The 19,177-nt window shown below is 48.3% G+C and carries 18 protein-coding genes; 2 read left to right on the top strand and 16 right to left on the bottom strand.

All coding sequences use genetic code 11. The features are described 5' to 3' along the window. Nucleotides 1–73: 73 nt before the first annotated feature. Together JUB14_RS15490 and JUB14_RS15485 are read right to left on the bottom strand one after the other, a co-directional pair. Nucleotides 74–679 carry an aminotransferase class IV family protein gene (locus JUB14_RS15490; RefSeq protein ID WP_207507244.1) on the bottom strand — a complete coding sequence of 202 codons (606 nt, stop codon included), beginning with the start codon at nt 677–679 and terminating at the stop codon, nt 74–76. After that, the gene (locus tag JUB14_RS15485; RefSeq protein ID WP_310586153.1) at nt 624–1,679 is read right to left on the bottom strand and encodes an aminodeoxychorismate synthase component I; all 1,056 of its coding nucleotides are present in this window, start codon (nt 1,677–1,679) and stop codon (nt 624–626) included. Before JUB14_RS15485 ends, JUB14_RS15490 begins: the two co-directional genes overlap by 56 nt. Before the next feature lie 118 nt (nt 1,680–1,797). Here JUB14_RS15485 and JUB14_RS15480 point away from each other — a divergent pair, with 118 nt between their 5' ends. After that, the gene (locus tag JUB14_RS15480; protein ID WP_207507243.1) at nt 1,798–2,805 is read left to right on the top strand and encodes a YpdA family putative bacillithiol disulfide reductase; all 1,008 of its coding nucleotides are present in this window, start codon (nt 1,798–1,800) and stop codon (nt 2,803–2,805) included. 136 nt (nt 2,806–2,941) lie between these two features. On the opposite strand, the gene JUB14_RS15475 is transcribed toward JUB14_RS15480, so the two are convergent. Then, nucleotides 2,942–3,826 (bottom strand): WD40/YVTN/BNR-like repeat-containing protein, encoded by an 885-nt coding sequence (locus JUB14_RS15475; RefSeq protein WP_229367910.1) that lies wholly within the window; start codon nt 3,824–3,826, stop codon nt 2,942–2,944. A gap of 269 nt (nt 3,827–4,095) precedes the next feature. Between JUB14_RS15475 and JUB14_RS15470 the strand changes: the two genes are divergently transcribed. Next, nucleotides 4,096–4,599, top strand: a complete 504-nt coding sequence (locus JUB14_RS15470; RefSeq protein ID WP_207507241.1) for a YtxH domain-containing protein — start codon at nt 4,096–4,098, stop codon at nt 4,597–4,599. 80 nt (nt 4,600–4,679) lie between these two features. On the opposite strand, the gene JUB14_RS15465 is transcribed toward JUB14_RS15470, so the two are convergent. The 13 genes from JUB14_RS15465 to JUB14_RS15405 form a co-directional block, all read right to left on the bottom strand. Beyond that, nucleotides 4,680–5,537 (bottom strand): DUF2911 domain-containing protein, encoded by an 858-nt coding sequence (locus JUB14_RS15465; RefSeq protein WP_207507240.1) that lies wholly within the window; start codon nt 5,535–5,537, stop codon nt 4,680–4,682. A 40-nt stretch (nt 5,538–5,577) separates the two neighbouring features. After that, nucleotides 5,578–7,614 (bottom strand): DNA primase, encoded by a 2,037-nt coding sequence (dnaG, locus tag JUB14_RS15460; RefSeq protein ID WP_207507239.1) that lies wholly within the window; start codon nt 7,612–7,614, stop codon nt 5,578–5,580. Between the two features lie 121 nt (nt 7,615–7,735). Continuing rightward, nucleotides 7,736–7,969: a hypothetical protein gene (locus tag JUB14_RS15455; RefSeq protein ID WP_207507238.1), complete on the bottom strand. Its 234-nt coding sequence runs from the start codon at nt 7,967–7,969 to the stop codon at nt 7,736–7,738. A 980-nt stretch (nt 7,970–8,949) separates the two neighbouring features. After that, nucleotides 8,950–10,188, bottom strand: coding sequence for an O-antigen ligase family protein (locus tag JUB14_RS15450; protein ID WP_207507237.1), 1,239 nt, complete (start codon nt 10,186–10,188; stop codon nt 8,950–8,952). 26 nt (nt 10,189–10,214) lie between these two features. Then, nucleotides 10,215–11,333 (bottom strand): glycosyltransferase family protein, encoded by a 1,119-nt coding sequence (locus JUB14_RS15445; protein ID WP_207507236.1) that lies wholly within the window; start codon nt 11,331–11,333, stop codon nt 10,215–10,217. After that, the gene (locus JUB14_RS15440; protein WP_207507235.1) at nt 11,308–12,459 is read right to left on the bottom strand and encodes a glycosyltransferase family 4 protein; all 1,152 of its coding nucleotides are present in this window, start codon (nt 12,457–12,459) and stop codon (nt 11,308–11,310) included. Before JUB14_RS15440 ends, JUB14_RS15445 begins: the two co-directional genes overlap by 26 nt. Then, on the bottom strand, nt 12,456–13,508 hold the full coding sequence (locus JUB14_RS15435; RefSeq protein ID WP_207507234.1) for a glycosyltransferase: 1,053 nt from the start codon (nt 13,506–13,508) through the stop codon (nt 12,456–12,458). Before JUB14_RS15435 ends, JUB14_RS15440 begins: the two co-directional genes overlap by 4 nt. Further along, the gene (locus tag JUB14_RS15430; RefSeq protein ID WP_229367906.1) at nt 13,496–14,038 is read right to left on the bottom strand and encodes an acyltransferase; all 543 of its coding nucleotides are present in this window, start codon (nt 14,036–14,038) and stop codon (nt 13,496–13,498) included. Before JUB14_RS15430 ends, JUB14_RS15435 begins: the two co-directional genes overlap by 13 nt. A 16-nt stretch (nt 14,039–14,054) precedes the next feature. Further along, complete coding sequence (locus JUB14_RS15425) at nt 14,055–14,843, bottom strand: class I SAM-dependent methyltransferase (RefSeq protein ID WP_207507232.1); 789 nt, start codon at nt 14,841–14,843, stop codon at nt 14,055–14,057. A gap of 16 nt (nt 14,844–14,859) precedes the next feature. After that, the gene (locus JUB14_RS15420; RefSeq protein ID WP_207507231.1) at nt 14,860–16,167 is read right to left on the bottom strand and encodes a glycosyltransferase family protein; all 1,308 of its coding nucleotides are present in this window, start codon (nt 16,165–16,167) and stop codon (nt 14,860–14,862) included. A gap of 49 nt (nt 16,168–16,216) precedes the next feature. Further along, nucleotides 16,217–17,779: a lipopolysaccharide biosynthesis protein gene (locus JUB14_RS15415; RefSeq protein ID WP_207507230.1), complete on the bottom strand. Its 1,563-nt coding sequence runs from the start codon at nt 17,777–17,779 to the stop codon at nt 16,217–16,219. Nucleotides 17,780–17,840: 61 nt separating this feature from the next. Further along, nucleotides 17,841–18,344 (bottom strand): 3-deoxy-D-glycero-D-galacto-nonulopyranosonate 9-phosphatase, encoded by a 504-nt coding sequence (locus JUB14_RS15410; protein ID WP_207507229.1) that lies wholly within the window; start codon nt 18,342–18,344, stop codon nt 17,841–17,843. Beyond that, the gene (locus JUB14_RS15405) at nt 18,338–19,174 is read right to left on the bottom strand and encodes an SDR family oxidoreductase (RefSeq protein WP_207507228.1); all 837 of its coding nucleotides are present in this window, start codon (nt 19,172–19,174) and stop codon (nt 18,338–18,340) included. Before JUB14_RS15405 ends, JUB14_RS15410 begins: the two co-directional genes overlap by 7 nt. Nucleotides 19,175–19,177: the final 3 nt, after the last annotated feature.

The raw sequence follows: 19,177 nt of genomic DNA, 5'->3' as shown, positions 1-19,177 counted from the left end.
TAGAAAGCGGGGTAAAGGTGATATGATTTAAACCCTTTGTCAATACTGTAAATACAGTATTTTTATGCTGCAACTACCTCATTATCTGACTAGTTGATAGCACCGGTCCCTCCTCCCAGGAGAGCATAGCGTTGAAGAGCTTTACCTCAGAATAACGATCCAATTCCTCAACCCTAATGGGAGCTTCCTCTATGATGCCCTGATCTAGCAGAAAGGCCCGCTGGGTACCCGGTAGCAGAGGGGTAGAAGGAGTGAGCCACTGCTCACCATCATAAAAGGCCACGTTGCAATAGGACGTATCCGTAACCAGCCCCTGTTGTACTATGAGTACATCATCGCAGGTACCCCGTTGTTCGGCCAGGGCATTGAGCTGCTGGCGGTCGCGGTACTTATGGCCATAGTCAATAGAGACGTCATGGACCACCTGGAGGCTCCGGATCGGGCGCGGGGTGTACGGCTCCCATTCTATACTCTCCACCTGTTCGCCGTAGGTCAGGCGGCACTTATAGGTACCTGTGCTCAGAGAGTCAGGTACAGATAAGAGATCAGCCAAATACCATTCATCCCTGCTTCCCCAGAGGGTAGTGCGGGTGCGGTGGAGACGGGCCTGGTGGTAGGACAGGTTAAGTAGTCTGCGGTTCCTGACGCAGATCGTCTCGAAGCAAAGGGGAGCTGGCATGGGCAAAAGGTAAGTATACTTTATCAATCAGTTCCTGGTATTCGGCGTGAGCCTGGCTGCGAGCTGTGATACCGCCGCCGCTTTTAAAGAGGAGTTGTCCGTTCTGATTCTCGATGTACCGGATCATAACGGCGCTCTCAAAGGTGGAGCCGTCAAAGTAGCCCATGATACCCGTGTAGTACCCCCGGTCGTAGCCTTCTGCCTCGCGGATGATCTGCACCGTACTGGGCTTGGGTGCACCGCTGATGGAGCCGGCCGGCAGCAGCTTTACCAGCAGGTCGCCAAATGAGCCATCAAACTCATCGGGGAGTAGCCCCGCTATTTCCGAGCTAACTTGCAGCAGCGTTTTGCCGTGCGTCTGAATCTGGTCGAGGTAACGGTAGCGCTCCACCCACACCCGCCGGGCGACTATACTCAGGTCATTCCGGATCAGGTCTACAATGGTGGCGTGCTCGGCGGCTTCCTTGGGATCATTAAGTATAGACTGCGCGGCATCGGGGAGTGAGGCGTCGATGGTACCCTTCATCGGAAACGACGAAATCTGTTTTCCCTGCACCCGGATAAATATCTCGGGCGAAAAGCACACGAACTGGTCCCGCAGCCAGAAGCGATACGGCGCCCGGCTGTACTCATAGATATCCCGGAGGCTGAGGCTAGTCTGAATCGGGGTAGGTGCCGACAGATTGACCAGAAACGAGTTGCCGGCCTTAATATTCCTGACTACGTGGTCAAAGCGGGATTGGTACTCTGCGAGAGAGATAGGATATTTGTGAAAATAGAAGTCAGGTACGGCTACCTCCTGGTGGCTGGTGTTGGTGAATCCATTCAGACTGAAAGCTACCTCCGAGGGATCGGCCTCAGCGAGTGGCCAGAAGCGTGGCTGCTGCCCCAGAAAGTCTATAAGGAATACAAAGGGGCTCCGTCTGCGTCCGAAGTCGTTGAGATTCCGGATAAATTGAGGGTCGGTATGTAAAAGCAGGTCTGACACAGATAGAAGCACGTATACGACGGTTCTCTAACAGTAGGAGCATTTACAAAGTTCAGAAACCAATCCATTACGCGGGACGTTGGAAAGGTAGGCAAAAAGAGGCACAAGAATGTCAACCATACAGTATCACATGCATTTGTACGATGTTATTATCATAGGGGGCGGTCCCTGCGGTCTGGCGATGGGTATCGAAGCCGCCAAAAGCGGACTGGACCACCTGATTCTCGAAAAAGGTAACCTTACCGAGTCTATCCGGAACTACCCCCGCAATATGCGCTTCTTCTCGACAGCCGAGAATATTGAGATCGGTGGTATACCCTTCGCTATCTCGAGCGTCAAGGCGAATCGGAACGAAGCCCTGCAGTACTATCGTAAGGTAGCGGGCTACTACGACCTTAACTTCAAGCTATTTACAGAAGTAGCTAAAACCGAAAAGCAGGCCGATGGTACCTTCCTGACCGAAACGACAACGGGCGAAATATTCTACAGTAAGAAGGTGGTGCTGGCTACGGGCTACTTTGATGTACCCCGCAAGTTGGGTATTCCAGGCGAAGACCTGCCGCACGTAACCAACTACTACGACGAGCCTTTTAAATACTCTTATACCAATGTAGTGATAGTGGGTGGCTCCAACTCAGCCGTTGAGGCGGCCATGGAGTTGTACCGGCACGACGCCCACGTGACTATTGTACATAAAGGGGAAGACTTTCGCAAAACGGTGAAATACTGGCTGGTCCCTGATGTCAAGAATCGTGTAAAAGAAGGGAAGATCTATACCCGCTTCAATAGCGTAACCAGGGCCATTGAGCCGGGGCGGGTATTTATATATAATAGTGAAACCAACGAAGAGGAGTGGCTGCCGGCGGATTTTGTATTCCTGCTGGTAGGGTACATCCCGGACGAGCACCTGCTCAGTCGCTGTGGCGTAGAGCTGGACCCGGTGAGTAAAGTACCGGTCTACGATCGTGAAACTTTTGAAACTACTGTTGAAGGGCTCTATTTATGCGGTACAGTCATGGCGGGGGTATTTACCGAGAAAGTTTTCATCGAAAACGGTCGCGATCACGCTGCCGCTATCGCCGATCACCTCACAGGTCGCCCCGTCCGGAAGGTAAAGGAGCTGATCGAGCGGATATAGAGCTTTATGCGGTCCGCCGCGCGGCTGTAGGCAATAGGCTTTAGGCAATTCGTAGAGACGCAAGATGTTGCGTCTCTACGTTAGTAGCTCACGCCGCTTTCAATTCTACATTCTTCATTTTTAATTATTCATTTACCTACTCTCCCCACTTCGCCACCAGTCCTTTTCCACCCACGGCGTAGCCCACGCTTCCGGAAAAGCTGACCGCATGAAACGGATGCTGGTCCAGAGCAATCCAGGTGCGGCCCTGGTCGGCTGAGTACCCGCTACCGGAGGCCCCTACTGCCATTAGCAACAAGTTCTTCTTTCCGAATGGGGGCGGGTAGTACAGCCCCACAGCCTCTTTGAGGCCGGGCGGTAAGGTACCTGGTGTCAGTTGCCAGCTCTTGCCGCCATCTTTCGTGAGCAGTACGTTGGGTGTATCTTCGGTGAATGTTCGGTAGTCGCCACCTACAGCTATTCCTTTTTTCTTAGTCCAGAAGCGCATACCAAATATACCGCTACTAGGTCCGGCCTGAAGACGGGTTGTGATGCTCTGCCAGGTAGTACCGTAGTCAGTAGAGCGGAGTATACGGGCTGCCTGGCTACCGCCCGTCCCTATATAAGCAGCACTTTTGCCCGTTGTGATCAGCGATGTACCGCTGGCGGCGAAAGCCGCTTCTCCGGAAAGTGCCTCGGGTCGATTGGCCATTGGTAACTCCTGCCAGCTGCGCCCGCCGTCCTGCGTCGTCAGGATGAAGAAGCGTCCGTCCACCGGATCGCCAAAGCAGATGCCTCTGCGGCTGTTCCAGAAATCCAGCCCGTCCAAAAAAATCCCTTTTTGGGTAGTTTGATACACTAACTGCCAGGATTGGCCACCGTCCTCGGTCCGATAGATCCGGGCTTTTCCCTTCTCAGATTCACCAGCACTCATGATAACTGCGGTGTTCTGGTCGAACGCGTGCACGTCCCGAAAATCCAGCGAATCGGCCTCCGGTACCCGCAGTACCTCCCACGATTCACCACCATTAGTAGTACGCAATATGGTACCGTTAGTGCCTCCTATCCAACAGGTTAGCGGGCTGGAGGCGTGTACGGACCTGAAGCTGGCATTGGTTTTTACATCTAGTATATGCCACTGGGCTTGTAAATGTGGGGCGAGTAGGAAACACAGGACGAGTACCAGAAAAGAGACTGTTGCTCTCATAAATAAGGCCTAATAGGTTTGGTCTGATTTTTTTGTAGAAATACGTATAGTCTCAAATAAGACCAAAATTTTTAATAACTAAATAAACTAATCTAACTAATATTATGACAAGTAATCAGCGATTTGTAATGGGTACGTTGGGAGCGACGTTAGCCGGTTTAGCTGTTGGTGTTTTGCTGGCTCCAAAAAAAGGAACCGAAACCCGCAGAATGATTAAAGATAAAGCAAATGACCTGTCGTCAACTGCTAAGAAAACATTTGATGAAAATTACTCAAAAGGCAAAGATGCTTTCAGTGGTCTTTCAGAGAAAGTGAATGGCCTTACTGATAAAGTAAAAACACAGTTCAACTCTATGAATAACGGCACAACTGCCGGCCGTAGTGGTGATAATGTAATGGGTAATGATAAAAGTGTTGGAACCAGCAGAAAAATGACTGATACTACTACCGGAACTGGTATGGGTGCAGGTACTTCTGGCACAGGTTCAAACCTGGGTAGCAGTTCTACGGCTTCTCGTACTGGGTCTACAACACCAGGTAGTTCATCAACTACTCCAGGTGGGATGTCGACTACCGGAACTACCGATAAATTCAACAAGAATTCATAATTAGCTAGTAGCTATATAGTATATAAAAAGAGCCCGATGGTATACCATCGGGCTCTTTTATGAATCCAGTTGCTATTTTCTTACTTGCTGTTGCACTGCTTCAGCAGCTTCTGATGATTCATAATATAAGCATCATCATTCGCTTCTTTGGCCAGTTGTAGCCCCTTCTGTGCATCGGATACGGCTACGTCGCACTGTCCCAGTTGAGCGGCTATTTTACCACGCAGGTAGTACGTCCAGTACTTTTGATCTTTCTCCACTACTTTGCTAGCCCACGCAAGAGCCTGCTTTAGGTCGCGGTTGGTATCGTAGTAGTAGTTAGCGGCGGCGGAGTAGGTAGCAGGGCTTACGTCAGTAGCGGAAGTTTTCTCTTTAATTTCGGCCATGATTTTGGCATCGGCGTCATTCTTGAGGCTGAACTTTACCTGCGTATTCTCCCAACGAATAGCCACATTGGCCTCACTGGCGTTGAAATCTGTAAACTCAATGGTGAAGTACTCTTCAGCCTTGGCCAGTTTCTGAGGCTTTACAGTAAATTTCAAGACATCATTGGCAGGATTATAGGTATAGGCGCCCCATACATTAGCATCTTTGCTCAGGATAATCGTCCACTCATTGGGATTAGGTATGGTGAATAAGCCATATGCGCCAGCGGCTACCTTCTGCCCGTTTACCAGCATTTCTTCAGATAGCACCAGGTTTGTAATCTTGTTGGCACCGGTCCGCCATACTTTGCCATAGGGTACTTGGGCACCGAACATCTTACGACCTTTCAGCGCGGGACGGCTGTACTCAAGAGTCGCCTTAGCCAGACCAATCGTCTGCGAAACAGTAGCCGCGGGGCTAGCCTGTGGAACCTGAATCTGAGCCTGGGTGGTGAGAGCCGCTGTACTTAACAGAAGACTAAGGCTGGCAATTTTCAATAAATTTGTTTTCATAAATTGGTATAGTGAAAAAAATAGAATTGGGTACTCTTATTTAGCCGACGACACTGCCCAACTCACGGGCAGCCGCCATACTTATTTTTTTAAATTCCATAAACTCTTTCAGGCACTGGGCTTCTTCTTCGGGGTCTGCGATCGTTTTCAACCTTTCCAGACACTGGTTCATCTTCTCCTCAATGAAGGCTTTCTTTAAGCGAAGGATGTTCTTGAAGCTGCTCTTATCCAGCATGTCCTGCTCGCTAGGAACGTAAATCTCGTATTTGCTGGTCCACAGGTCACTCAATTCGTGCTTGTAAGTTGCCCAACCGATAGCCAGGTCCCGTACTTCCGGTTCGCGATGATGCAGGAAGTAGTCTGTTGAAAGCTGGACGCTCCGGCTGTAATTCTCTCTGAACAGAGTCAGAATATGATTAAACACTGGATCAGTAAAATCAATACCCGGTATCTCACTAAGTACGTAGGCGCATACTGTAATATCCGGCTCCAGCTCATAGCTTCCAAACAGTACCAGCAGGCGCACAAAGGCTTCTTCCTGGTAGTACAGTTTGCTTCGGCGGGGGGTGTCATCGGCAGGGGCTCCTGTCGTGGGCGCGCTTCCCGGAGGAGCCATCATGCTGTCATCAAAAAACAGATCATCCGGAATCTCGGGCGGAACTACTCCGGTCGGGAGCCCCAATGAGGAGGGACCGGACGTACCTCTTGCAGATGTACCTGGTCTGGCTGCATCGCGTCGGGGCTCCTTCTGAGGTTTTTCGTACTGCTTGCGGAGTAGTTTATTTCCCTCCGAGATCAGCATCTGCTCATCTACCTTCATCATCTCGGCCGTACGCCGGAAGAACACCTGCCGTTTGATGGCATCGGGTATCTTCGTGATGCTATTGACTACGTCACTGATCACCTCAGCCCGTTTAAACGGATCGTTACCTGCTTCCCTGAGTAAGGTGTCGGTTTTGAAGCTGATAAAGTCGCGGGCGGAGGTACGCAGGTACTCCTTGAAGGCTTCGGCTCCTACGCGCTGTACATAGCTATCGGGGTCGTCGTTGTCGGGGAATGTGACGATGCTTACATTCAGGCCTTCTTCCAGCACCATGTCCAGTCCGCGTAGAGCAGCCTTGATACCGGCCTGATCCCCATCGTATAGGATGGTAACGTTAGGGGTAAACCGCCCGATCAGACGGATCTGCTCGATGGTCAGTGAAGTACCCGACGAGGCTACTACGTTTTCGATCCCTGCCTGGTGCAGCGATATGACATCGGTATAGCCTTCCACCAGGTAACATACATCATGCTGGCGGATGGCGTTTTTGGCCTGGTAAATGCCATATAGTACATCGCTCTTATGGTATACTGCCGTTTCGGGTGAGTTGATGTACTTAGGCTGTTTCTTATCCGCCTTCAGGATACGGGCTCCAAAAGCAATGACCTTGCCCGCTACGTTATGAATAGGGAAGATAACCCGTCCCCGGAAGCGATCATACCCGGCGGTAGTACTTCCTTCTTTATGGATGAGTAAGCCTGCTTTTTCGAGTATCTCAGCCTGGTATCCTTTGGCAAGTGCCGCCTGGGTAAAGGCATCCCATATATCCGGACTGTATCCCAGTTCAAATTTCTTAAGGGTAGGATCATTAAAACCCCGCTCCCGGAAATAGCTCAAGCCAATGGCCCGGCCTTCGTCGGTCTGGTGGAGGTGCTCCTGGTAGAAGTTCTTGGCAAAGTTCAATACGATGTACAGACTCTCGCGCTCGTTCTGACGCATGGCCTGCTCATCGGTGATCTCCTCTTCCTGTATCTCTATCTGATACTTGTTGGCCAGGTAGCGCAGCGCCTCTCCGTATCCGACTCCGTCAATATCCATCACAAACTTGATGGGATCGCCCGCCGCTCCGCAGCCAAAGCATTTAAATATCTGGCGCGCCGGATTGACGTTAAATGAAGGCGTTTTTTCGTTGTGAAACGGACAACAGGCCTGGTAGTTGGATCCTCGCTTTTTGAGTGATACATAATCCCCCACCACCTCCACAATATCAGCGGCCTGTTTTATACGTTCAATGGTTTCCGGATTTATACGCATCAGCTGTGCTTCGTTCGTCTGAGAAACAAAAGTAAAGAAAAAGCCGCCTCGTCTGAGGTAGCTTGCTCTATAATGTTCTGTTAATATTCATTCGGCTTTGCCGTAAAGGTAAGCAGGAGCTTTATTCGTTGTCTACCGCATGTTGAAGAGCTCCCCACGGTACGAGAAGGCCATCGTGATGTAAGGGTAGCACTTTGGCATAGCAGTAGATGGCCTCAGCCATCATCAGCGTGCCAATCATGAGCATTAAAGCCAGCGCTATGATCCGGATAGATGGATTTCTATAAGCTAAGTGGCCACTGTAGCTCCTGAACACGTTCATAATCAGGAGATAAGCTGATACCACGATATCCATGATGTTTGCTTTTGGGACCAACTCTACCGCTGTTAGTACCTGGTTGAAGGAGAAAATAGTAGTCAGAAAAGAAAGCTGGGGCAGCCCCTATCAAAGAACATGCCACTCCTGGTGGAGCCACCCTCTGCGGAGGACGGATGCTCTTTTTTGTCTTTATCTTTATATGAGTTTCGTGGGTAGTGCTGTTCACTAGAAATAATCCACCTCCCGGCAGAATCATATCACAGCCGCTAAACCTGTGTCCGAACAAGGGAGGCAATCTTCCGTCAAGTCAGTCTTCCACATAGTAGCAAACAAGAAGTGCAACCCAAAGCAACATTGTAATTACCAGATCATGATTCATGCTTTTTTTGCTGGCCTACTCTGCGGCAACTTACCCGTTACAACTGTAATAAAAATAATAGTGTTGATACCCGCCCCTACTTCTAAGAGCGTCATAGTCAGGAGCCTAATTGTAGCGTTAGCTGTAAGAAGCTATTCCCTGCGAATGGGGTAAAAAGTAATCCCGTTTGTGTAGAAATTACAGGAGTTGACAGGCCTGCAATTATTTTGAGAAAAATAGAATATATTTGTTGATGTAGAGGGGGAGATGCACAAAAGTGTATGGCTGATAATACTAAAATAGTAGACCCGTCGTTCCTAGAGTGCTTTTGTTCCGATATTGGTATAATTCAATTAATGTTCTTAATCAGGAGAACTATTTTTGTTTTAAATTTGTCAAATAGTCACAAAGGAAGATTTTTGGTACAGCCTTTGTTTCTTTCTTTTACAACATTACAAGTAGTGTGATCCAATGTGTGTGCTGAGGAGTCAGGACAGTGGGAGTTAGAGGTAAAAGTGAAGATGTATTTGTAACCTTTAGACAATTGTTGAGAGCGTTACACAATAAGAAGGGCCGAACATTGGTTATAAAGATAGTGGAAATATAGTGTGTGTATAGTGTGGAACAGGGCATGGATTTTTTCCATGCCTCTGTTTTTTTAGATCAGGCTCGCAGCGCGATTGCTGCTTAAGTAGGGTAAGCCCCGCGGTAGCATCCAGATTACTACACTGTACAGAAAGAAGATTTGACCTGGTATTAGATTGTACTCTACCCAGTTGATTAGCAGGGTTGGCAGGAACAGCACAATGTATACCTGCAGAAAAAGAGGATTTCTCAGTTGAACTAGCTTTCCTAAGCTCCTTAACAGGAAAGTTATAAATAAAAGCGTCCCCAGCAGGCCGGTCTCAGCGACTAACCCTATAAAAGTATTGTGAGCTGAGTATCCATCCAGATCCTGGTTGTACTGCTCAGTAATACGTTCGTTAGCAGCTAGTCCGGCGCCCATTACAGGGTTTTCATAAAACGAGTCCAGGTATATATCCCATATTTTCTGCCGGTCGTTATAGGATGTTTCCTCTCTCCCTTTTATCAGTCCCAGCATACGCTCTATCCTGTACTTGGCGTAGGACTCGGGCAGAAGGTTAGTAAAAGTTCTAAGATCAACTGCACTCATAAGTGCGGCCGTAGTTGTAAGTAGAAATGAAAAGAGTAGTATGTAGGGCAGCCGCAGGGGGATGTAAAGCAGGAAAGGGGAAATCAGCAGAATGAACAGAGGGGTTCGGCGAGCCGACAGATATACCAGATATAAAGCTACACAGTATATAAACAGGTAGAGTAGCTTCCGTTTTTTCTCCCTATGAAGCCTCATCTGAATTGCTGAAAGAATGCCAAAGGCCATAGTAGGATAAGCCCAGAATGTATTCGACGAGAAGATGATGTTGTACGGGCCGGCACCGGGCTTGATTATAAAGAGACTACTTACTCCAAGTACAAGGACGATGCTGTTCCCTATCCAGATGGTACGTTGAATGTTGTTGTAAAAGAATTCTGTCTTACGCGAAATTATCGCAGTATAACTTATAAATAGTAATACCGCCAGAAAGCAGAACAGCGACCAGGTACCATAAAGTAGATAGCTGTTACTATCCATACTGATCAGTGATGAGAGGAGCCAGCTTAGTCCTAGCAGCAGCACATCAATGTTGTCTTTGATAATCCTGGTAGAAAGGCTATAGCTAAACCGGAAGGCATATAGTATGATCCATACAGGTAGCAGGAATCGTAGCTGGGAAATCAGTTGTAGCATAGCGGGAGCACTACCATTCCCAAAGATCGAATACCGGAAAAAGGAATAGTTTCCTATGGTCAATAGGAAGAAAAGGATGATGGGCAGCATAATGTGTCTGCTTATCCTTCGGGTTACTATTTCTTTAGCTGTAAGCAATGCGCTAGTGTTTGATATTCATCCTTAATAGTATATTCACGATCAGGTATAGCTGCAAGTGCTACTTGGAGCTCTTTCAGGTGATCGGATGTTAGTTGCTCTTCAATGAACCGGGCAGCCCGATGGGGGGCTTCAAGGTCTACCTCCAGGGCTATATTACCTAACATTCTGGCTCGGCCTGCGTCACTGGTATTTTTCTGTACGACTATTGGTTTCCGGAAATAAAGGCTCTCATAAAACCGGTTGGTACGGGCCCAGAGGTGGTTACCGGTTGTGCTCAGAGGAGAATAAGGATAGGCAGCCCATACAATATCCACAGAATCATATAGTGCCTGTAACTCCCTGGAAGCATTGTAGGGGCCCAGGTACTGCATGTTGGGCGTATCCTTTATCTTGCTTTCATAGTGTCGGGTATCAGGCATAAAGATACCTCGTAAGTCTATGTCAAAACGATTGGTTTGGGCTAGTAGCATGAGGCAATCAAGAGAGGCCTTACAGCGCAGCAGTCCAAAGTAGCCTATCCGTATCCGGGGGCTGCTGGTCATTTGTCTGGAAGTACCTGGCAGTTGATGTAACCCGGCGTGAATTTTATTTTCAATTACCAGGTATTTGCGAATAGAGAGCCTTCGAAGCTTTTGGTAGTACTCCGTTACGTACTCAGGAGACGTAACGATCAGTAGTTCCATTTGAGGAATTACTGCTTTCTCTATACGCCGCAGCAGCTTCCCCAGTACCCCTTTCCGGAAGAACATTTCCCGGATATCAGGTACCTCGTGTACCAGGTATACCGAGCGTCGGGAGAGTGTGCGGAAGAGTAAGGCGATAGCCGCCAGATCAAATCCATAGATATACAGAATATCACCATCCCTGGTTGTATTAAGTAGTTGTTTAAAGAATTGAATATATGTCCTCCATCTCTTCAGATAAGAAGCGTGCTCCATCTGGCCCTTCCAGAGAGGCTCAATGGTAGAGGTAGCGGGATAGTACGTGCGGGTAAAGGTAAGGCATACCAGAGAGGGGCATAGCTCGAGGAGTGCCTGCATACGTACTTGCTGATGGGCATCAGCCCAATTATTTGATACGAAAATAATCTTCATGATACTGTTGTAGCACCTCAACAAATCGCTCAAGTACCTTTTCGAATGCAAATTTTCGACTCACATAATCATAACCTTTCCGCTGCTTCTCCTGTCGCTCCGCCGGATTAGAAATTACATGGCGTATGGTAGTAGTTAAGTCCTCAACATGTCCCGGAGGAACCATCCAGCCATTCTCCCCATGGTTCATGGTCTCGGGTATACCTCCAACCTGACTTGTAATGACTGGAATACCGTTCATAAGCGCCTCCAGGTTAGCTACTCCCAGGGCTTCCTTGTAGGAAGGTACCACAAAAAGGTCACAATTCTGCATATAGCCATAGACTTCCTGCTGTGAGGCCGGGCCTACAAAACGGATCTGTACATGAGCCGAGTTATTCGCCTTTACTATATCTTCTTTGAAACGCAGGGCAGGACCTACAACATATAGCTCAAACCTATACTCTGCCACCCTGCTCAGTGCATTGATTACATCATACAACCCCCCTAATTTATAATCTGACTTTACAAATAGCACCTTGATAGAGCTCTGACCAAGGGTATCCTGCCTGATGGGCAGGGGAGCTAATTTCAAGCCTTTGTAAACAATGCTAAGCTTAGCGGTAGGGACTTTATAGGCAACTTTAACTTTATTGAACAGGTACTCTGAATTGACGATGATGCCATCCTCCACAGAGCAGGCCAGGCGCTCACTCCACTTAAAGATACAACGCCTGTACCACTGCCAGCTGGCGTCAAAGCTACTCCAGGAATTGGTCAGGCTGGTATAGTCGTTGATCATGCCAATGACGGGTACATGTAGATTACGAGCTGCCCAGATACCCGTGATTGCATTGTTAAAAATGACGATATCATACGAATATTCAGCCCGTAAATTAGCGCAGGCCCGGTAGTAAGGGAGCATCCGGTACAGAAATCCCCACGGCTTAGTCAATGGAGTTATATTAAATTCTACCTTGATAACCTGCCCCCCATAGGCAGCCAATCGGCTGGTACTGATGTCCTCAGTTAGTATACGTATCTCTACTCCTTCAAATTGTTGATTAATTTCCAGTAAGTGATTGGCGAACTTGGAGGGGCCATTTTGCACATTCTCGAATGTATTTGTACAAAACAATATCTTCATACGAAAAGGAGGCTTAGGTCTTCCCAGCGGCAATTTCGGAGCGCTTCGTAATTCCTGGTACCTATGGCATTTCTCTTTTCATCGGGCCATTGTAGTACCTGATATATCTTTTCTGGTAGTTCCTCTTCTGATCTGAATAGTAACTCACTCTGCTGGCTAAGCCTGTCTTTGACTACTCCTATGGCAGGAGCTATAATTGGTTTGGCAAATCCCATTGCCATAATAACTGACCCGGAGTTCTCAATGTTTTTGAATGGAAGTACTACGGCGTCGGCTGCGTGGTAGTAGTACTGCAGGACATCTTCCGGTATAAACTGATCTTCCAGCACAACCGACTCATCTAATGTGCAACGAATCGCTTCGCCATAAGCCTTATCCATGACCTTACCGGCTATAATCAGATAGGTATCTGCCAGTTGGAGTTGCTTGAAATGGTGGATTAGTTCTAAAACGCCTTTGTAGGGCTTGATAAGGCCTAAGTACAGTAATATGTTTGATGAAGCTGATAGCTTAAGGTACTGCCGGGCTTGTAGCCGATCCGTAGTATTGGGATAACAGGAGGTATAATCTCCCTCCGGCACTACCCGTAGTTTGTCTGGGGGTACTTGCAGTTCCTGGGCGGCACGCGCTACCGTGTCCAACGAGAATACCCGTATCCAGTCACACTGCCTGGCCATGAATCGCTGGCACCAACTGTGAAGGCCGACCTGCTTCATATCATGAGGGAGTACGTTGTGCAGGGTCCATACAATGCGGGTACGGAACAGGTGCCGGGCTATAATGATCTGAATGAAGAACAGGGGGACGCTTAAGGCCGTTAGCCACCGCCACCGCCGATAGTAGTAGGATATGATCCAATCAAAGTGCAGATAATCGGGCCGATCACGTACTACTGTTCTTATGATGCCCAAAAAACGATCATCTATACCGTTGAAAGCTTTCAGCGCGTGGTTCTGGTTCAGTCCCTGCATCATCAGCCACTGGTAGGGGTTTTTACGACCGGCTACCGGCAGGCAGGCGATGGTTGTCTTCTTACTTATCTGAACCATGGCTGGTGGTTAAATCGGTACTTAAGCTGGCTCTTTCGCAGCCCAATCTGCTGGGCAGGTACACCAGCCACAATAGTCATGGGCGGGACATCCTTAGTTACTACACTTCCACTAGCCACTACGCACCCTCTCCCCAGGGTAACATTGGGTAGTATGGTAGCTCTTGATGCTATCCATACAAAGTCTTCAATGGTAACTCCGCCCCCCTTATCACCATAGTAATCATCCTGTGGATCGTGCGACAGAGTCCAGATATTTACTTCCTGAGCTATATCAACATGGCTACCTATCACAACTTTACCCCCCCGGCCATCCAGTAGCACCTTTTTGTTAATAATAGAGCCATCGTTAATCAGGATATTCTTTCCATGTCTGATTTCTACTCCCATCGCTATAAAGCACTGCCTGCCCAGGTGGTTTAAGGTATTCTTCAGAAAGAACTTTCGAATAGTGTAAAATGGAATATACATGATCCACTCCCTAAATAGATAGTTTCCGAAGGCATGCAGAGCAATCCAAGCTGACCTCATAGGCATTTTATAACTTTTATCTTAGACCAAGTCGTTTTAGCCACTGGTACATTCTTACTTTAAGAGTTGGATTTTGGAGGTAAGTAGGCCTGTAGATACAGCGGAGTTCATGCCCCACAAAACGCATTGTTTTAAAAGACAACCTATCTTCTAGACCATACTGCGACCGTAATGCCAGGTTATCAAACGCCTGTGTGTATACTTTCCAGAAGCTATTGTGAACGATTAGTAGCTTATTAAATCCAACCAGGAGAGCTGAATAATCAGGCGATTCCTTCAAAAACTCAATAGCCGCCTCAGTCACTCCCGGCCATTCGTGGCGGAATGGGTCATCCAGTATAATAATACCGTACTCTTTGGTAGCTTGTTTAGCGAGGTACAGATCAGCCAGAGCCTCTTCACAGGAGTGACCACCATCAATATGAAACATACGATAGGTACGCCCTATTTCTGAAACGGAAAGCTCGCCGGACAGCTTCTCAAAAACAGGTATAGCTACATTGCCGATTACTCGGCTACAATTACTGAGAAATATCTGTTTGTCACCTGATCCGGAATCGGAAACATTTCCGGATTGATTACCAAAAAGATCACAGACCTTGAGGTTTTCCTGTCCTGAAAGTAGATGGTGCAGATAGAGTGCGCTTTTTCCATGGTGTACTCCAATCTCAAATATATCTCCGCTGAACTGGTGCTGCTTCTGAACGGTATCGGTCAGGGCGAGTACTAAAGCAGCTTCTTCGGAAAACCAGCCAGAAATGTTCCGTACTTTCTGATACGCCTTTTTTGCCTCGTAGTATTCCATGCTGAATTAATCTACTTTATATGGGGTTGGTCATCTTCTCTTTGCTACCTTCAGTCAGATCGTCGGCAAAGGCAGCAAACGACTTCAGAGTGTATTGCTGCTGTACCCGTTGGTTTAGTACCTGATACGTAGGGTTATCCAAATTATCCAGTACTTTCCGTAGTTCATCCAGCGAAGTAATTGCATTTTGTGGAGCCAGATCTATCAGGTGCCGGTCGTTCTGGTACTGATGAATAAAGTTATAGAGACTAAGTCCCTGCCTGGATGTGTATCCAAAGTCCAGAATAAAGGATGGGGTGTCCGTAAAGCAGGCTTCTAATCCCATAGTGGTACCTAAGTGGAAAAAGGCTTCGGCATTATGGATCTTTTCGAATTTCTCCATAAGATGAGCTTCCGTTACCGACAAATCAAGGCTTTGGAAGCCGTCGTCAATAACAACATTAGGTAATGACCGGATCGGGCTATACAGGCTCCAGTTAGCTACCAGTGGGTAAGGCCTTACCACCAGTTTCAGGTCTGGGTGGGTTTGGGCCATAAAGTGGGCTACCTGCTCAATTACATTTACCTCATCGGGTACCAGATCGGCCGGACCAATAGCACACCCTATATAGATGTAGCGAAAAGGGTAGGAGCGGGGGAGGCGGTGGCGGTATTCGCGGTTAAATTCTTCGATATACCCAAACTGGCTGGCTCCTATGACCTGTACTTTGGAGGCTGGTATGTTTTGTAGTTCAATGACGTCCTGCCGGAGCGGCTCGGTCCAGATAAAGTAGTTGACGCGTCGGGAGAAGCAAGTGTGTTTGCAAGGATGGTCCCAACTGTAGACGTACACTCTCAGGTTGGGGTGTTGTTCCCTGATGAGGCGGGCCAGCAGGTAGTCGTCACCAATGGCTGTAAAAAAGACAAACTTGTCAATGTCATCAATCTTCGTCTGTTGCTTGATCTGCAGGTGGTCGAGGTACGTATCGTATGAGACTACTTTGGGTAACCGGCGACTCCAGCTAAGGATCTGGTAGGCTTTTTTTCGTTGGGTGGGATTAGTAGTGATTGAAGCCTTGAACAGCTCCATCAAGAAATAGTTATTACGGCTACGCGGAATGGCTTTTAATAGAAGGTATAGGCGCTCCCACAGCGAGTTCCAGACAGTAGGTTTTTGTTCTTCAATGAATCTGAACTCTACACCTTCCGGCAGGTGACGTAGTATAGCCTCAGCCTGTTGGGGTTTGCCAAACACTACCACCTGGTGTTGTCGGGCTACCTCGGTGATAACACGCCTTACATCATTTCTGAAGTCAAAGAATGAAACTACGAAACCGATTTTCATATTCAGATTTACTATTAGATCATGGATATAAAACTTACTTACCAAGTACTTATGCCCACAGGTGCCTGATATAACTGGTAGAGCTAACCAACGCCTTTTGTACTTCCCTCTTTTCATTCTGGTTAAAGGCCAGCAGATAGCATGATATAGTCCATACCACCACGAGCAGAGCTGTACCGGTGAGGAGGACCGTCCAGTAGGTACTATCGTTACCCGGTGCTATCAGGAAGAAAAGGTACATGGTACCGGCGCAGGTACCCAGACACAGGCTAACGGGCAGGTAGATATTCGTCCAGACACCTTTCCTGCTGTATCCGATGACACCTGCCGTATAGTACAGGTAGATAGGGCGGGCAATGGCCTCCAGAATGATGGTAGGGAGGAGGGCCAGTGGAATAAATCCTCCCGAATAGTACAGCAGCAGGGCCGTGGAAGCGATGTTGAGCAGGCCCAGGAAAAAGTCTGTATAGGCCATTTTTTTTAGCCGGTTGATCCCATACAGGATAGAGTAGCTGGTACCTTCCAGATAGAAGCAGAAGTCAATGATTGCCATTCCTTTCATACACAGCGAGACCAGTTCCAGGTCGGCCGGGCTTAACGAATTGTGTAGCCACACGTACACGATAGCATCGCTCAGAAACAGGAAGAAGCATAGCATTACCACGCCCAGGAGCAGGGTATACTTGGTTCCCTTGTCAAATAAGCGGTTTAGCTTTTCTGTTTCGCCTCTTTCGTGGACGGCAGTAGCAAACGTATAGATCTGGCCGGAAAAGGAGCTGATAATGGGTCGGGTGTGGCCCGGCATAGATACGCCGGAGCGATAGAGCGAAACGGCGGCGGGAGCACTGAAGGCAGAGATCAGGAGCGGGTCAGCATCGATCTTCATCCGCCTTGACATGCTTCCGATAAAGGTGATGACCCCGAACGAAAAGATATCTTTGAAATAGGAGGAACGGAGCCCCCGCAGGTTAATAGCAGTCGAAGGTACCAGGCGCTTTACCACAAAAAGAAGGATAACCAAGTGCAGTAGCTGAAGCCCCAGCGACACCCATACCCAGCCCCAAACGCCAGTATCCAGCGTGACCAGGGCAATGTAGTAGGCCGGAAAAGTAAGGATGGTGACGACCAGATCGCGGTAGTTGACGATATCAAATCGATGGAGGCTCGATAGTACTGCCCCCAAAATAGGTATGGTAAAATTGATGTAAACGATTGGCAGAATATAGAACAGGATCAGGTCCATGACGTCATCCTGGTACTCGGCGGAGATATTAAATGTTTCAATCAATAGCCGGTCGCCGGCCGCCAGTAAGACTAAGGCTATGGTAAGCCACACTAAGAAGTACATGACCAGCGCGGTAGACATGTACCTGTTAAATTCATCATAGGCTTTGTTGACCAGGGACTTGGTGTAGTAGCGTACCAGACCGGCCCGTATTCCAAACTCCAGCAGGGCCGATAGCGATATCACTACCGACAGAAGTATCACAAAACCATAGCCTTCCTTCCCCAGTGTATTCAGGAAAAGAGGTACCGTAAGCAGGCCCACTGCCAGCTTACCGGCTTTCGTGAGCACGGCACTTACTGTATTTAGTAGAATCTGCTTCTTCAAGTGTGGAATTATTAAATGTCATCACTCCTGTTGCCTATACTAGTGAAAGCCAATAGCTGATTCAACAGATGAATCCAGGGGTCTTCTGCTCTGTATTTTCAACGATCATTTCCACCAGTTCGCGCACGCAGCCTTCGCCTCCTTTGGTTTTAAGTACATGAATATTGGGTAAAGCTTTGACCTGGGCTACGGCATCGGCCGGGCAGGCGGCCAACCCTGCTTTTTTCAAGAGCTCTATACAATTAAGGTCATCTCCAATGTAAGCTACTTCCTGAAGACTTATACCTTCTTGCTTACAGATTTCCAGAGCAGCGGCCAGCTTGCCTCCGTCGCGCTGGCCCTGGTGCAGGTAGTCGGCTTTAATTTTGGCGGCTCGGCGGGCTACGATCTGCGTATTTTCGGAGGTAATGATGCCGGTTTTGATGCCTGCCTTCCGCAGTAGTTCAAAGCCCATGCCGTCGCGGGTGTTGAACTTCTTAAACTCGTCGCCGCTTTCGGTATAGTACATACCGCCGTCGGTCAAGACGCCGTCAACGTCAGTCAGAAACAGTTTTATAGCTACCATGCCGTCCATCCTCCGTCTACGGTAAGTACCGAACCCGTCATGTAGCTGGATGCCTCCGAAGCCAGAAAGGTAAACGGACCAATCAGCTCCTCCCGCTCGCACATGCGCCCCAGCGGTGATAGCCGACTAAAATTAGTCAGGAACGCCTCGCTGTGGTTGTTAAAAATAGCGTGCGGCACAATGGCATTGCACCGGATACCTTCCTGTGCATAGAAGGTAGCGATATACCGGGTGAAATTAGGAATAAATGATTTGGAGGCAATGTAGTCAATAGGTTTGTACTGCTGCACACCCTGCCCGAAGTCATACAGGCTCTGGTTTGGGGCCACCATAGAGTAGGTAGAGGCTACATTGATAATATTACCCTGGCCCTGCGCGAGCATCTGTCGGCATGCCTGCTGGGTCATAATGACAGTACCCATCAGGTTAACATCTACCGACTTGCGCAGCAGGTCTACCGGGTAGTGCTCAAAGCGACTTTGATTCACTTTGCCTGTATTTTCTTTGTCAAACTTAGCGTCGATAGCGGCGTTATTGATAAGTACATCTAACTTTCTGAATTTCTCCACAGTTGCTTCCACCACGGCCCGGCAGCTGGCTTCGTTGGTAATGTCGAGGTGGTGGAGCAGAAACCGGTCTGGGGCGAAATGCTCCGCCAACTGCTGCTGTACTGTATCGTGATGGGACGCATCGATGTCAGCTATCACTACCCGCGCCCCCTGCTGTAGGAAGGCCTCAGCTATGGTACGCCCGATGAGGCCGTAGCCACCGGTGATAATTACAACTTTATCAGCAACGGAGAGTGAGGCATGTAGTTGAGGTATATCCATAAA

The sequence above is a fragment of the Telluribacter humicola genome, assembly GCF_017355935.1.
GTDB lineage: Bacteria > Bacteroidota > Bacteroidia > Cytophagales > Spirosomataceae > Telluribacter > Telluribacter humicola.
This window is presented reverse-complemented; position numbering and strand designations above follow the sequence as displayed.